This is a genomic window from Eleftheria terrae, from assembly GCF_030419005.1.
Taxonomy (GTDB): Bacteria; Pseudomonadota; Gammaproteobacteria; order Burkholderiales; family Burkholderiaceae_C; genus Caldimonas; species Caldimonas terrae.
In genome coordinates this window covers 1,419,320-1,434,139 of record NZ_CP106951.1, presented here as the reverse complement: position 1 = coordinate 1,434,139, position 14,820 = coordinate 1,419,320, and the positions used below count along the sequence as shown (strand labels likewise).

At 67.8% G+C, this 14,820-nt stretch carries 14 protein-coding genes; 4 read left to right on the top strand and 10 right to left on the bottom strand.

The window, feature by feature from the left end; translation table 11 throughout:
- Positions 1-55 precede the first annotated feature (55 nt).
- The 9 genes from ftsB to N7L95_RS06255 form a co-directional block, all read right to left on the bottom strand.
- Positions 56-337: a cell division protein FtsB gene (gene ftsB, locus N7L95_RS06295; RefSeq protein WP_301258965.1), complete on the bottom strand. Its 282-nt coding sequence runs from the start codon at positions 335-337 to the stop codon at positions 56-58.
- A 13-nt stretch (positions 338-350) separates the two neighbouring features.
- On the bottom strand, positions 351-1,634 hold the full coding sequence (gene eno, locus N7L95_RS06290; protein ID WP_301258964.1) for a phosphopyruvate hydratase: 1,284 nt from the start codon (positions 1,632-1,634) through the stop codon (positions 351-353).
- Positions 1,635-1,694: 60 nt separating this feature from the next.
- Entirely contained in the window at positions 1,695-1,982 is a 288-nt protein-coding gene (locus N7L95_RS06285; protein WP_301258963.1) for a DUF1330 domain-containing protein, read from the bottom strand.
- Positions 1,983-2,004: 22 nt separating this feature from the next.
- Positions 2,005-2,859: a 3-deoxy-8-phosphooctulonate synthase gene (gene kdsA / locus N7L95_RS06280; RefSeq protein ID WP_301258962.1), complete on the bottom strand. Its 855-nt coding sequence runs from the start codon at positions 2,857-2,859 to the stop codon at positions 2,005-2,007.
- A gap of 51 nt (positions 2,860-2,910) precedes the next feature.
- Entirely contained in the window at positions 2,911-4,575 is a 1,665-nt protein-coding gene (pyrG, locus tag N7L95_RS06275; protein WP_301258961.1) for a CTP synthase, read from the bottom strand.
- Between the two features lie 94 nt (positions 4,576-4,669).
- Complete coding sequence (locus N7L95_RS06270; RefSeq protein WP_301258960.1) at positions 4,670-5,479, bottom strand: alpha/beta fold hydrolase; 810 nt, start codon at positions 5,477-5,479, stop codon at positions 4,670-4,672.
- Positions 5,479-6,306 carry a proteasome-type protease gene (locus N7L95_RS06265; RefSeq protein WP_301258959.1) on the bottom strand — a complete coding sequence of 276 codons (828 nt, stop codon included), beginning with the start codon at positions 6,304-6,306 and terminating at the stop codon, positions 5,479-5,481. Before N7L95_RS06265 ends, N7L95_RS06270 begins: the two co-directional genes overlap by 1 nt.
- Positions 6,303-8,855, bottom strand: a complete 2,553-nt coding sequence (gene mutS, locus N7L95_RS06260; RefSeq protein WP_301258958.1) for a DNA mismatch repair protein MutS — start codon at positions 8,853-8,855, stop codon at positions 6,303-6,305. Before mutS ends, N7L95_RS06265 begins: the two co-directional genes overlap by 4 nt.
- Before the next feature lie 396 nt (positions 8,856-9,251).
- Positions 9,252-9,668, bottom strand: a complete 417-nt coding sequence (locus N7L95_RS06255) for a hypothetical protein (RefSeq protein ID WP_301258957.1) — start codon at positions 9,666-9,668, stop codon at positions 9,252-9,254.
- 241 nt (positions 9,669-9,909) lie between these two features.
- Here N7L95_RS06255 and N7L95_RS06250 point away from each other — a divergent pair, with 241 nt between their 5' ends.
- Complete coding sequence (locus N7L95_RS06250; RefSeq protein ID WP_301258956.1) at positions 9,910-10,659, top strand: PEP-CTERM sorting domain-containing protein; 750 nt, start codon at positions 9,910-9,912, stop codon at positions 10,657-10,659.
- A gap of 105 nt (positions 10,660-10,764) precedes the next feature.
- Here N7L95_RS06250 and N7L95_RS06245 read toward each other — a convergent pair whose 3' ends face one another.
- A complete protein-coding gene (locus tag N7L95_RS06245) occupies positions 10,765-11,745 on the bottom strand; it encodes an inositol monophosphatase family protein (RefSeq protein WP_301258955.1) in 981 nt (326 codons plus the stop codon).
- Positions 11,746-11,875: 130 nt separating this feature from the next.
- On the opposite strand from N7L95_RS06245, the gene N7L95_RS06240 reads away from it, so the two are divergent.
- The 3 genes from N7L95_RS06240 (at position 11,876) to cysE (ending at position 14,803) form a co-directional block, all read left to right on the top strand.
- Positions 11,876-12,937, top strand: a complete 1,062-nt coding sequence (locus N7L95_RS06240) for a DUF1176 domain-containing protein (RefSeq protein WP_301258954.1) — start codon at positions 11,876-11,878, stop codon at positions 12,935-12,937.
- A 147-nt stretch (positions 12,938-13,084) separates the two neighbouring features.
- Entirely contained in the window at positions 13,085-13,816 is a 732-nt protein-coding gene (locus N7L95_RS06235) for an RNA methyltransferase (protein WP_301258953.1), read from the top strand.
- Between the two features lie 216 nt (positions 13,817-14,032).
- Positions 14,033-14,803 (top strand): serine O-acetyltransferase, encoded by a 771-nt coding sequence (gene cysE, locus N7L95_RS06230; RefSeq protein ID WP_301258952.1) that lies wholly within the window; start codon positions 14,033-14,035, stop codon positions 14,801-14,803.
- Positions 14,804-14,820: the final 17 nt, after the last annotated feature.

Here is a 14,820-nt window from a genome sequence, read left to right as displayed (position 1 = left end):
CAAGGAAAAACGGAGCCCCGCAGGGCTCCGTCGGCATCGGGCCCGGCAGCGGGGCTCAGGGCGCGTTGGAAACCTGAACGTAGACCTCGTTCGGCTTCACCATGCCCAGCTCGAAGCGGGCCTTCTCCTCGACCATCTCCAGGCCTTCCTTCAGGTCGCGAACCTCGGCCGCCAGCTGCGCATTGCGCTCGCGGGCGACCTCGTTCTTGGCCTGGTGGTCGGCCAGCTTGTGCTGCAGCTCCACCACCCGGTGCACGCCATTCTTGCCGAACCACAGCTCCGCATGGACCAGCAGGAGCAGCGCGGCGAGCACCAGGGTGAGCAGCGGCAGGCGCATCGCAGGGGGTCGATCAGCGCAGGTTGTAGAACGCAGCGCGGCCGGGGTAGCTGGCGATGTCGCCCAGGTCTTCCTCGATGCGCAGCAGCTGGTTGTACTTGGCCATGCGGTCGGAGCGGCTCATCGAGCCGGTCTTGATCTGGCCGGCGTTGGTGCCCACCGCGATGTCGGCGATGGTCGAGTCTTCGGTTTCGCCGGAGCGGTGCGAGATCACGGCGGTGTAGCCGGCGCGCTTGGCCATCTCGATGGCGGCGAAGGTCTCGGTCAGCGTGCCGATCTGGTTGATCTTGATCAGGATGGAGTTGGCGATGCGCTTCTCGATGCCTTCACGCAGGATCTTGGTGTTGGTGACGAAGAGGTCGTCGCCAACCAGCTGCACCTTGCTGCCGAGGGTCTCGGTCAGGTGCTTCCAGCCGTCCCAGTCGCCTTCGTGCATGCCGTCCTCGATGCTGATGATCGGGTACTTGTCGACCCAGGTCGCCAGCACGTTGGTCCATTCCTGCGAGCTGAGCGTCAGGCCTTCGCCTTCCAGGTGGTATTTGCCGTCCTTGTAGAACTCGCTGGCGGCGCAGTCCAGGCCCAGCGCGATCTGCTCACCCGGGGTGTAGCCGGCCTTCTCGATGGCTTCCAGGATCAGCTGGATGGCCGCTTCGTGGCTGGCCACGCTGGGTGCGAAGCCGCCTTCATCGCCGACGGCCGTGCTCATGTGCTTGTCGTGCAGGATCTTCTTCAGCGCGTGGAAGACCTCGGCACCGTAGCGCATGGCTTCGCGGAAGCTGGGCGCGCCGACCGGCAGGATCATGAACTCCTGCAGGTCGAGGTTGTTGTTGGCATGCGCGCCGCCGTTGATGACGTTCATCATCGGCACCGGCATCTGCATGGAGCCCGAACCGCCGAAGTAGCGGTACAGCGGCAGGCCCGATTCCTCGGCCGCCGCGCGTGCCACGGCCATCGAGACCGCCAGCGTTGCGTTGGCGCCCAGGCGGGACTTGTTGTCGCTGCCGTCCAGGTCGATCAGGGTGCGGTCGAGGAAGGCCTGCTCCGAAGCGTCCAGGCCCAGCACGGCCTCGGAGATCTCGGTGTTGACGTGCTCGACGGCCTTCAGCACGCCCTTGCCCAGGTAGCGGGCCTTGTCGCCGTCACGCAGCTCGATCGCCTCGCGCGAGCCGGTGGAGGCGCCGGACGGCACCGCGGCGCGGCCCATCACGCCGGACTCCAGCAGCACGTCGCACTCGACGGTCGGGTTGCCGCGGCTGTCCAGGATTTCACGGCCGACGATGTCAACGATGGCACTCATGCAGGTTTCCTCTTCCTTGTCTCGATAGTGAATGGGTGGCGAACGATAGCATCGGGCGGGTTACACGCCCTCGACAAGCACCATGCGCATGTCGGCTGCGTTCTCGCGGGCCGTGCGGGCGCGGCGGTACTCTTGCGAGTCGTAGAAGGCCCGGGCCTGGTCCGCCGTCGGGAACTTCAGCACCACGATGCGGGTGGGTTGCCAGGCCCCTTCGAGCACCTCGATGCGGCCACCGCGCACGAGCACTTCGGCCTCGTGCGCCTGGATCGCGAGCGTCGACCACTTGCGGTAGTCGGCGTACTGTTCTTCGTTGGTGACGGTGACGTCGACGATGATGTAGGCGCTCATGGGGTCTCGGTGATGGGAGCGTTCAGGCGAAATTGCTTTCCAGGAAGCCGTTGCGCTTGGTGATGCGGTCGAGCTCCACCAGCGTGGCCAGCAGGTCCTTCATGCGCTTGAGGGGCACGGCGTTGGGGCCATCGCTCAGCGCCTTGGACGGGTCCGGATGGGTCTCCATGAAGAGGCCCGCCACGCCCACCGCCACCGCGGCGCGCGAGAGCACCGGCACGAATTCGCGCTGGCCGCCCGAGCTGGTGCCCTGGCCGCCCGGCAGCTGCACCGAGTGGGTGGCGTCGAAGACGACCGGTGCGCCGGTCTCGCGCATGATGGCCAGCGAGCGCATGTCGCTCACCAGGTTGTTGTAGCCGAAGCTGGCGCCGCGCTCGCAGGCCAGGAAGCTGTCTTCCGGCAGGCCCTTCTCGTGGGCGGCGGCGCGGGCCTTGTCGATCACGTTCTTCATGTCGCCCGGCGCCAGGAACTGGCCCTTCTTGATGTTCACCGGCTTGCCGCTCTGGGCGACCGCGCGGATGAAATCGGTCTGGCGGCACAGGAAGGCCGGCGTCTGCAGCACGTCGACGACGGCGGCCACCTCGGCCACCTCGGCCTCGCTGTGGATGTCGGTCAGCACCGGCACGCCCAGCTCGCGCTTCACCTTGGCCAGGATCTCCAGGCCCTTCTGCATGCCGGGGCCGCGGAAGGAGGTGCCCGACGACCGGTTGGCCTTGTCGTAGCTCGACTTGAAGATGAAGGGGATGCCCAGCTCGGCGGTGATCTCCTTGAGCGTGCCAGCCGTGTCCATCTGCAGTTGCTCGGACTCGACCACGCAGGGCCCGGAGATCAGGAAAAACGGTTGGTCGAGGCCGACCTTGAAGCCACAAAGTTGCATGGCTTGCTCCTCAGCGAAGATTGGGCAGGGTGGTGCAGGCGGGCGTCTTCATCACGCCTTGTCCTTGCCGCCGCGGCTTTGCTGGTGAGCCAGCGCTGCCTTGATGTAGGACGCGAACAGGGGGTGGCCACCCCAGGGCGTGGACTTGAACTCCGGGTGGAACTGCACGCCCATGAACCAGGGGTGCACCTCGCGCGGCAGCTCGACGATCTCGGTCAGCTTCTCGCGCTGGGTGATGGCCGAGATCACGAGGCCGGCGCTTTCCAGCTGCTGCAGGTAGTGCTCGTTGGCCTCGTAGCGGTGGCGGTGGCGCTCGGTCACGACCGGGCCGTAGATCTCGTAGGCCAGCGTGCCGGGCTTGACGTCGGAGCTCTGCGCGCCCAGGCGCATCGTGCCGCCGAGGTCGGAGTTGGCGTCGCGGCGCTGGATGGAGCCGTCGGCCTCCTGCCATTCGTCGATCAGCGCGATCACCGGGTGCCGCGCCTGGGGATCGAACTCGGTGCTGTTGGCACCTTCGAGGCCGGCCTTGTGGCGGGCGTACTCGATGGTGGCCACCTGCATGCCGAGGCAGATGCCGAGATAGGGCAGGCCGTGCTCGCGGGCGTACTGGGCGGCCAGGATCTTGCCTTCCACACCGCGCTTGCCGAAGCCGCCCGGCACCAGGATGGCGTCGAAGCGGGCCAGCTTGTCGACCGTCTGCGGCGTCAGCTCCTCGGAGTCGACGTACTCGATCTTGACGCGGGCATGGTTGTGGATGCCGGCATGGCGCAGCGCCTCGTTGAGCGACTTGTAGGAGTCGCTCAGGTCGACGTACTTGCCGCACATGGCGATCGTCACGTCGTGCTTCGGATGCTCGACCTCGTGCACCAGGCTGTCCCAGCGGCCCAGGTCGGCCGGCTTGGTGGACAGGTGCAGCTTGGTGCAGATGAGCTGGTCCAGGCCCTGCTCGTGCAGCATGCGCGGCACCTTGTAGATGGTGTCGGCGTCCCAGACCGAGATCACGCCGTACTCCGGCACGTTGGTGAACAGCGAGATCTTCTCGCGCTCGTCGTCCGGGATGCGGCGGTCCGCGCGGCACAGCAGCGCATCGGGCTGGATGCCGATCTCGCGCAGCTTCTGCACCGTGTGCTGGGTCGGCTTGGTCTTCAGCTCGCCGGCCGCGGCGATCCAGGGCACGTAGGTCAGGTGCACGAAGGCCGTGTTGTTGGGCCCGAGCTTCAGGCTCATCTGGCGCACGGCTTCCAGGAAGGGCAGCGACTCGATGTCGCCCACCGTGCCGCCGATCTCGACGATGGCCACGTCCACCGCCTCGGGCGTGCCGACCCCGGCACCCCGGCGCACGTACTCCTGGATCTCGTTGGTGATGTGAGGAATCACCTGCACCGTCTTGCCGAGGTAGTCGCCGCGGCGCTCCTTCTCGAGCACGGTCTTGTAGATCTGGCCGGTGGTGAAGTTGTTGGAGCGCTTCATCTTGGTGGTGATGAAGCGCTCGTAGTGGCCGAGGTCGAGGTCGGTCTCGGCGCCGTCGTCGGTCACGAACACCTCGCCGTGCTGGAACGGCGACATCGTCCCGGGATCGACGTTGATGTACGGGTCGAGCTTGATGAGGGTGACTTTGAGGCCGCGCGATTCGAGGATCGCGGCCAGGGAGGCCGAAGCGATGCCCTTGCCAAGGGAGGACACCACACCGCCAGTGACAAAGACAAACTTGGTCATTGTTTGCAGCGGCCGCTTTCACGACCGCTGTGGTGGTAAAGCGGCATTATATCGGCGCCGCCCGCCGGCCTGGGCGCCTGTTCCTTCGCCCGCTTCAGGCACATTCGAAGGCCTTCAGCCAGGCGATGGTGGCCTGCACCGTCTCGTAGGGCTTCTCGAAGGGATAGAGGTGGCTGCCCTCGATCCAGGTGATGCGGTCTTGCGTCAGCTGACGCGTCGCGCGCAGGCCGACCTGCTTCACCTCGCGCGACTGCGTGCCGGCGATGAAGGCCACCGGGCTCTTCAGCCCGTGGCGGTCGAGCAGCCGATGGATGTGGTGGGGCAGGGTGTTGTAGATGTCGGTCTCCACCTCGCGCCGGAAGCTCAGCCGGTGTTCGTCGCCGCCGCCGTGCATGCCGCAGTGCACATAGTCGCGCAGCACCTCGGGATGCCAGCGGGCGAAGTTGGGCTTGCTCTGGAAGTGGGCCAGGGCCTCGTCGGCGCTGGTCCAGGTGGTGCGGCGCTGGCGGGCCACCTTGCCGGGGCCGACCTTGCCGATCCAGCCGGTGGACTTGAACAGCTGCACGCCGCGTGCCTTGACGCCGTAGATCACCGGCGAATCGAGCAGCACCACCCCGCGCACCACCTCCGGCCGGTGGATCGCCACCAGCAGGCTGAGGAAGCCGCCCAGCGAGTGGCCCACCAGGAAGGCCGGGCCGTGCTGCACGCTCTGCTCCACGAAGTGCGCCAGCTGGTCGCGCAGGTGCGGCCAGTTGCTGGTGACCGGATAGCGCGGATCGTGCCCGAACTTCTCGATGGCGTGGACTTCATAGCCCCCGTCCCTGAACTGCTCGAACAACAGCCGGTAGGTCCCGGCGGGAAAACCGTTGGCGTGCGAAAAGACGAGAGGGAGCTTGGTCGACATCAGCCTTGGGGTGCGTTGACTTTGCGGATGGGATTGAGGCCTTGTTCCTGCTGGACCGTGGGCGGCCTGAGCCCGGAATCGGAATCGGGGTCGTCCCAGACCGGGTTGGGAATCGACTCGAAGACCTCGCGCAGGCGCTGGCCCCAGCTGCTGCGGATCATGCGGAAGTAGGGGTCGTGCTCGTCGATGTGCACGATGCGCTGGGCATGCAGCGAGTCGGCCTGGTAGATCAGCAGGTCCAGCGGCAGGCCCACCGAGAGGTTGGACTTGAGCGTCGAGTCCATCGACACCAGCGCGCACTTGGCGGCCTGGTCGAGCGGCGTGTCGCGGTTGACGACACGGTCGATGATGGGCTTGCCGTACTTCGATTCGCCGATCTGGAAGTAGCAGACGCCGTCGGCGCCCGCCTCGACAAAGTTGCCGGCCGCGTACACGTTGAAGAGCCGCATCGGCTCGCCACGGATCTGCCCGCCGAAGATCAGGTTGACGTTGAAATCGATGCCGAAGTTTTTCAGCGACTCGGCATCCCGCTCATAGACCTTGCGGATGGCGCTGCCCACCACGCGGGCTGCGTCGAACAGGCTGGTGCAGTTCCAGATCGACACCGGCCCGTTCTCGCCCTCGATGGTGTGGCTGCCGAGCAGCTGGCGCACGGCCTGCGTGATGGCAAGGTTGCCCGCTGCCATCAACACCATCACGCGGTCGCCTTCTCGCTCGTACACGGTCATCTTGCGGAAGGTGCTGATCTGGTCCAGCCCGGCATTGGTGCGCGAGTCGGACAGGAACACCAGGCCATCGTCGAGGCACATGGCCACGCAGTACGTCATGCGGGTCTCCCTTGCAAATCCTTGAGGCGGTACAGCGCGTCGAGGGCCTCGCGGGGCGAGAGCGCGTCGGGCTGCAGGGCGGCCAGCGCCTGCTCCACCGGCGAGGGGTCGCGCTCCTCGGCGGCCGGCGCGGCAGGGGCGGCAAACAAGTCGATCTGCGCCTGGCTGTCCCGCTGCTGGGCCTCCAGGGCCTCTAGCGTGTGGCGTGCCTGGCGCACCAGCGTGGCCGGCATGCCGGCCAGGCGAGCCACCTGCACGCCGTAGCTGCGGCTGGCCGGCCCGGGCTGGATCTCGTGCAGGAAGACGATGTCCTCGCCCGACTCGACCGCCGAGACGTGCACGTTGACCGCCCGCTCGTGCTTGGCCGGGAACTCGGTCAGCTCGAAGTAGTGGGTGGCGAACAGCGTGAAGGAGCGGTTCCTGTCGTGCAGGTGGGTGGCGATGGCGCCAGCCAGGGCCAGGCCGTCGAAGGTCGAGGTGCCGCGGCCGATCTCGTCCATCAGCACCAGCGAATGCTCGGTGGCGCCATGGATGATGGCGGCCGCCTCGGTCATCTCGAGCATGAAGGTGGACTGGGCGTTGGCCAGGTCGTCGGCGGCACCGATGCGGGTGTGGATCGCGTCGATCGGGCCGAGCCGGCAGCGGCCGGCTGGCACGTAGGAGCCGATGGCCGCGAGCAGTGCGATCAGCGCCACCTGGCGCATGAAGGTCGACTTGCCGCCCATGTTCGGGCCGGTGATGACCAGCATCCGGCGGTTGGCGTCCAGCCGGCAGTCGTTGGGCATGAAGGGGCCGTTGCCGGTTTCCTGCAGCCGTGCTTCCACCACCGGATGGCGGCCCTGCTCGATGTCCAGGCAGGGTTCCTTGACGAACTGCGGCCGCACCCAGTTGAGCGTCGCAGCCCGCTCGGCAAGCGCCGCCAGGGCGTCCAGGCCGGCCAGCGCGCGGCTGAGCGCACCCAGCGCCGGCAGGTGGGGCTGCAGGCGGTCGACCAGCTGCTCGTAGAGCATCTTCTCGCGCGCTAGCGCCCGCTCCTGGGCCGACAGGGCCTTGTCCTCGAAGGCCTTCAGTTCCGGCGTGATGAAGCGCTCGGCGTTCTTCAGCGTCTGGCGGCGCTGGTAGTCCATCGGCACCTTGTCGAGCTGGCCCTGGGTCACCTCGATATAGAAGCCGTGCACGCGGTTGAACTGCACCCGCAGGTTCGCGATGCCGGTGCGGCCGCGTTCACGGGTTTCCAGGTCGATCAGGAAGCTGTCGCAGTTCTGGCTGATGGCGCGCAGCTCGTCCAGCTCGGCATCGAAGCCGGGGGCGATCACCCCACCGTCGCGCACCAACACCGCCGGCTCTTCCGCGATGGCGCTGCGCAACAGCTGGCCGATCTCGGCCGGCGGCGTCAGGCCCTCGTGCAGCTCGGCCAGCAGCGGCGTGGCCTCGGCCGGCAGCGTGGTGCGCAGCTGGGGCAACACCTCCAGCGTCGCGCGCAGGCCCGACAGCTCGCGCGGGCGCACCTGGCGCAGCGCCACCCGGGCGGTGATGCGCTCGACGTCGCTGATCTGCTTGAGCGTGTCGCGCAGCGCGTCATAGCCGTGGGCGATGAAGGCGCCGATGGCTTCATGGCGGCCCACGGCAATGCCGCGGTCGCGCTGCGGGTAGGTCAGCCAGCGGCGCAGCGCCCGGCTGCCCATGCCGGTGCGGCAGGTGTCCAGCACCGACAGCAGGGTGGGGCTGTCTTCGCCGCGCAGCGTCTGGGTCAGCTCCAGGTTGCGCTGGGTGGCCGGAGGCAGCTCCAGGAGCTCGCTGGCGCGCTCGACGCTGAGCGTGCTCACATGCGCCAGGGCCCGGCCCTGGGTGTGCTCGGCATACGAAAGCAGCGCCGCCGCGGCGGCATGGGCCACAGTGAGGTCTTGCGCGTTGAATCCGCCCAGGCTGGCCACCCGCAGCTGTTCGCAAAGCTTGCGCGCCCCCAGCGCCGCATCGAACTGCCAGGCGGGGCGTTTGGTCAAGGGGGCCCGGCACTGGCGCACGGCCTCGGGCCATTCGTCGCCGGCCACCAGCAACTCGGCCGCGTTCAGCCGGGCGAGCCAGGTGCCGAGTTCGCGGCCCGAGCATTCGGTGATGCCCAGCTGGCCATTGCTCAGCCCCAGCCAGGCCAGCCCATAGGTGGCGCCCTTGTGGTGCAGCGCCAGCAGCAGCGTGTCGCGCTTGTCGGCCAGCAGTTCGGTGTCGGTGACGGTGCCGGGGGTGACGACCCGCACCACCTTGCGCTCCACCGGCCCCTTGCTGGCACCGACATCGCCCACCTGCTCGCAGATGGCCACCGCCTCGCCGAGCTTGATGAGCTTGGACAGATGGGCTTCCACCGAATGCACGGGCACGCCGGCCATCACCACCGGCTGGCCACCCGACTGGCCGCGGGTGGTCAGCGTGATGTCGAGCAGGCGGTTGGCCTTGACGGCGTCGTCGAAGAACAGCTCATAGAAGTCGCCCATCCGGTAGAAGACGAGCGTCTCGGGAAAGTCCGCCTTGATGCGCAGGTACTGCTGCATCATCGGGGTATGAGTGGTGTCCGGCTTTCCGCCAAGTGATTGATTCGACTCGTCTTTCACGCCTGAGTGTCTATCGTCTAAGAAAAATGAGGAAAGGCTGCGTGCCGCCGGCGATCGCCACGCCGGCTGGCGGCTGCTTGCCTTGAGTTGAGATAGCGCTTTCCGGGGAGACCGAAATCCTACGCGGCGCACGCCGCGCCCTGATTGAAAAGCGACGCCGGCGATTGTCGGCGCCGGTGCGGCCGGGCTGCCGACGCAGGGCCAACACCTTACCATCGAAGGCGCTTGTGGCCCTCGGTGGGAGGGGGTGAAGTCGGCAGGAACCCGGACATACCGCTGCAAAAGTCCGACAGACGGATTGCGGCTGCCGAGCCCGGCGCGCGGCGCGCCTTGGTGTCTTCAACCGACCCGCTGAGACTCGATGACCGCCGCGAGGCGGTCGTGTACCTCACGCATGGTTCGCCGTGAGGCGAAGTACACCTCCTTGCCTTGCAGGACGACCACCATCCAGAGCGCCCCTGCCTCCGTGCCGTACTCCCCGTCGTAGCCCACATGGTCGATGCGCTCGGCTCGATAGGTCTTGTACCTGAGGCGCCACAGCGACCGGTGGATCTCGACCGACCGGGGCGTCACGGTGATGGCGCAACTCAGGCCGGCGACGGCCAGCACCGCCGTGCTCGCCAGCACGCCAGACGCGACCGGGGCCTTGAACCGGACCCAGGAAACGGCTGCGCTCCCGAGGAGCCACAGGACCGCCCAGAACCGGGCAGCGCCATCAGGGCCGCCATACGAAAAGAGAACCTGCTTGTTCATCATCGGTGGGAACGATCACGCAGTGCTTCACGATCCCACTATGGCACGAGCAGCGCCAGGCAGTCACGGCGCCCGCTCCGCACCGAGCCGGGCCCGCGTGCACAGCCGCCAAGCTCGCGGTCGGCCAGTGGTTTGCGCCAACTTACCGAAGATACATTGCCGCTGCTTTGTCCTTGCTGCGGGTGAATGCGCTGCCATGTCCGGCTCGCTAAGCTGCAGGCTCCTAAAACACTCAGGAGTTTCTGTGCGCCTCAACCTGTTTTCGGCGTCCTGCCTGGCCGCGGCATGCGCCCTTCTGGCCCCGGCCGCCCAGGCGATCCCGTTTCCCGCCGCCACCCGCTTTTCCTCCACGACCTTGCAGCAGTCGCCATGGCTGGCGGGTTCCGTCATTGCGGAAAAGACCTTCGCCTATTCGCTCGACGGCCCGCAGGGGGCGGCTCTCGGCACCGTCACCTCCAGCGTGGTGCGCAGCATCGATGGAACGGTGGACTTCCACTACCACCTCAGTGTGGAATCGGCCAGCGTTCCGGTGACTTTCTTCAACCTCTCCGACTTCTACACCTACAGCCGCGTCGACCAGCTGAAGCTCAAGGCCTACAACCTGGAGGTGCCAGCCCAAGAGGGGTGGGAGCGCCAGGCCGCGATGGACGCGGAGATCCGGAATTACTACTCGCCGGGACAAGGCGAACAGTGCACGGAGCCCGGCTGCACCATTCGCATCGACTTCTACGACAAGATGGGCCCGGGCGGCTTGGTGGGCAAGCAGGACGCCTATTTCGTCATTGACAGCAATGCCGTCAACTTCACCGAGAGCGCCACCATGCAGGTGGCGCTCTTCGGCGGCAGCTATGGATCAGAGTGGGTCAGCACCTATGCGCCGACCTTGGCGCCGGTGCCCGAGCCCAGCACGTTGGCGTTGTTGGGCGGTGGCCTTGCCGGGCTGGGCTATTGGGGCCGGCGTCGCCGCGCCGCTCGGCCGGGAACTCCGGCTTGAGGGTGCACGGCAGGTCATGCGGCGTGCCGCGCGACTTGCCCGATGCGGCGCAGGTCGGGTCACGCTTGCGCTGCACAGCAGGCCGGCCAGGGCCGGCCTGCGGCTTCAGAGCGGTGCGTCTTCGTCCTTGGGCGCGGCCAGGTCCGCCTTGCGGATGCGCACCGGGCCCTTCTTCTTGGCCGGTGCCGCCGGCGCGGCCGCCTCGGCCTCGCCGGCCACGATGCTGGTTGCATCGGGCTTGGCCTTTTCGCCGCCTTCAGCGCCGTCTTCCTTGATCACCCGGCTGAAGGGCGCCAGCATCTGCACCAGCTGGCCGTAGATGCGCGGCGTTGCGGCCACCACCTCGCGCTGGTAGAGGAAGTCGGACTCGCCCGTGAAATTGCCGATCAGGCCGCCAGCCTCGGTGATCATCAGCGAGCCGGCCGCCACGTCCCAAGGGTTCAGGCCGGTCTCGAAGAAGCCGTCGTAGTAGCCGGCCGCCACGTAGCACAGGTCCAGCGCGGCTGCGCCCGGGCGGCGCAGCCCGGCGCAGGACTGCGACATCAGCTCGAACATCTTCAGGTAGCGCTGGAAGTTGTCGCCCTTGCGGAAGGGAAAGCCGGTGCCGATCAGCGCATCGCCCATCCGGGTGCGCTTGGAGACGCGGATCCGCTTGTCATTGAGGTAGGCGCCACGGCCCTTGGAGGCATAGAACAGGTCGTTGCGGGCCGGGTCGTAGACCACCGCCTGCTGCACCTGGCCGCGATAGGCCAGGCCGATGGACACGGCGTAGACCGGGAAACCGTGGATGAAGTTGGTGGTGCCGTCGAGCGGATCGATGATCCAGACGTAGTCGCTGTCCTTCGCGCCGTGGGCGCGGCCCGATTCCTCGGCCAGGATGCCGTGGCCGGGGTAGGCCGTCAGCAGCGTTTCGATGATGACCTGCTCGGCCGCCTGGTCGACCTCGGTGACGAAGTCGTTGGGCGAGGACTTGGTACTGATGCGCAGCAGGTCCAGGTCCATCGACGCCCGGCTGATGATGGCGCCAGCGGCGCGGGCGGCCTTGATGGCCGTGTTGAGCATCGGATGGAGGGCGGCTTGGGACATGGGCAATACCTAAGTCAGGGCAGGCAGGGAGGAAGGGCTGGCGGGAAGAAAGAGCAGGCAGGGGCGGCAGTCGCCGGCCCTGCAAAGATAATAGCGATTCTATCCTTCTGATCTGAATCCTTGCCTTGTGATGAAACTCCTCGCCGTGATGTGTTGCCTGCTGGGCAGTTCCTGGGCTGCGGCCGCCACCCTGGCGGCGCCGGTCTACAAGGGTTTCGGCGACTGGCTGGTGGGCTGCGACAACGTCGGTGATTGCGAGGCGCTGGCCGCGGCGGCCGAGCCGCAGCGCCTGACCCTGCGCATCCAGCAGCCGGCCGGCCCCGCCGGCCGGCTGACGGTGCGGCTTGAAGGCGACGAGCGCTTCTCGGTGACTGATCTGCAGCTCGACGGCCGGCCGCTGGGGCTGGATGCGGCCGGCTGGCAGGTCAGCAGCGACGGCCAGGGCGAGCAGCCCTTCGAGATCGCCTCCCGGAGCCCGGCTGCAGCGGCCGATTTCCTGGCCCGCGTCCGCAACGGGCAGTTGCTGTCGTATGGCAGCGGCGATGCACGGGGCGCCGCCTCGTTGTCTGGCCTGAGCGCCGCGCTGCTGCTCATCGACGAGAAGCAGGGCCGCCTGGGCACCGCTGCCGCGTTGCTGCGCCGTGGCAGCAAGCCGGCGAGCAGCGTACCCGCCGCGGCGCCGGTGCCCCCCGCCCCTGCCGCGTCGCCGGTGCCACCTGGCCTGGACGAGCGCCAAGGCCGGGCCCTGATCGCCGCGGTCCGGCGATCGCAGGCCGGCTTGCTGAAAGAGGTGGACTGCGAGGCGCCCGGCTCGCCAGGCATGGTTGACGAGGCCGACGCGCTCGATGCGCGTGAAGCGCTGGTGAGCCTGGCCTGCTGGGCGGGCGCCTACCAGACCAGCAGCCTGCTGTTCCGTGTGCAGCGTGCGGCCCCGCATGCCGCCCAGCGCTTGGTGCTGAAGTCGCCACTGGGCAGCCGCTACGATCACCTGACCAATGTCAGCTACGACCCCGGCACCGGGGTGCTGCAGCACTTCGCCAAGGGCCGTGGGGTGGCCGACTGCGGCGAGTCGGCCGAATGGCAGTTCGACGGCCGCGACTTCGTGATGACCCGCTTCAGCTACATGGACCGTTGCGCCGGCCTGCGGCCCGAGCTCTGGTTCGAGCTGTGGCGCACCGGCGCCCCGCGTTGAACGCGCACCCTCCGATGGCAGCGGCTGCGCGCGCGACATCCGGGACGCTTGCCGAGCGGCCGCTGCCACCCGCCAGCGATGCCTTCTGCCGTGGCGCGGATGCTGTCGTGCGCCATGCGCCTCCCGAGGCACTGACCCGTCCCCAGCATGAGCACTGATCCGACCCGTTTTGTCCTGGTCCAGACCAGCCACCCCGGCAATGTCGGGTCCGTCGCCCGCGCGATGAAGGTGATGGGCTTCAGCGACCTGGTGCTGGTGGCACCCCGCTTCGCCGATGTGCTGGTGCAGGAGGAGACGATCGCCATGGCCAGCGGCGCTGCCGACATCCTGGCCCGCGCGCGGGTGGTCGAGACCTTGGAACAGGCGCTCGACGGCGTCAGCTTTGCCTGCGCCACCGCGATGACGCCGCGCGACTTCGGCCCGCCCACCCAGGCGCCCCGGGCGCTGTTCCAGGCGCTGGCCGGCTCGCCGCACCGCGTCGGCCTGGTGTTCGGCTCGGAGCGCTATGGCATGAGCAACGAGGATGTCTACCGCTGCCACGCCGTGCTCAGTATCCCGACCCATCCGGCCTATGGCTCGCTCAATCTGGCGCAGGCGGTGCAATTGGTAGCCTATGACTGGCGGCAGGCGCTGGGTGGCTTCGAGGTCGCGCCGCGCACGGCCGACGTCCGGCTGGCCGACGTGCCGGCGGTGCAGGGCGCCCTGCGACATTGGGAAGACACGCTGGCCGACATCGGCTTCCTCGATCCTGCGGCGCCGCGCAAGCTGATGCCGCGGCTGAACCAATTGCTCAACCGTGCGCAGTTGACGCAGGAGGAGGTGCACATCCTGCGAGGGATCGCGAGGGCGGTGCAGAAGCGGGGCGGCTCCGCGAAGTGAGGCGATTCCTCAAGGGCTGCCAGATCGCAAGGCCCCGCCCAGCGCACGGCCTGCGGCGCGCCGCTAAACTGCAACGATTCCGGATCCACAGGGCCAACGCTTCACCGCGCTTCAACCTTCCTTGATCGCGGAGCGTCTGGCGCTGTGGATGTTTCGTCCTGCTCATCGATTTCGGCCGTGCAACGGTCCCCTGTTCCGCAACCACCGGCTTCTGCCATGTTCCAGCACCTCAGAGAAGACATCGCCTGCATCCTTGAGCGCGACCCCGCCGCGCGCTCGTCGTGGGAGGTGCTGACCTGTTACCCGGGGCTGCATGCGCTGGTGCTGCATCGCAAGGCGCATTGGTGCTGGCAGCGGCGGCTCTACTGGCTGGCGCGCTTCATCTCGCACTGCGGCCGCTTCCTGACCGGCATCGAGATCCATCCGGGCGCGCGCATCGGACGGCGGGTCTTCATCGACCACGGCATGGGCGTCGTGATCGGCGAGACCGCCGAGATCGGCGACGGCTGCACCATCTACCAAGGTGTGACGCTGGGCGGCACCTCGCTCTACAAGGGCACCAAGCGCCACCCTACGCTGGGTCGCGGCGTGATCGTCGGCGCCAATGCGCAGGTGCTGGGCGGCTTCACGGTGGGCGACGGTGCCCGCATCGGCTCGAACGCAGTCGTGGTCAAGGAAGTGCCGCCCGGCTCCACCGCGGTGGGCAACCCGGCCCGCATCCTGAACAAGGAAGCCGATGCCGCCCGCGAACAGGCGGCCGCCCGCATGGGCTTCTCGGCCTACGGCGTGACGCAGAGCGACGACCCGGTGTCGCAGGCGATCAAGGGCCTGGTGGACAACGCCTCCAGCCAGGAACACCAGATCGCGCTGCTGTGGCAGGCCATCGAGAAGCTGTCGCGGGGCGGCAGCGCGCGCGAATGCGTGCCCGGCGAGGCCCACACCACCGAGCACTTCGACGCCGAACGCCTCAACCAGCTGGTGAAGTAAGGCAAGCCGCCGGCGGC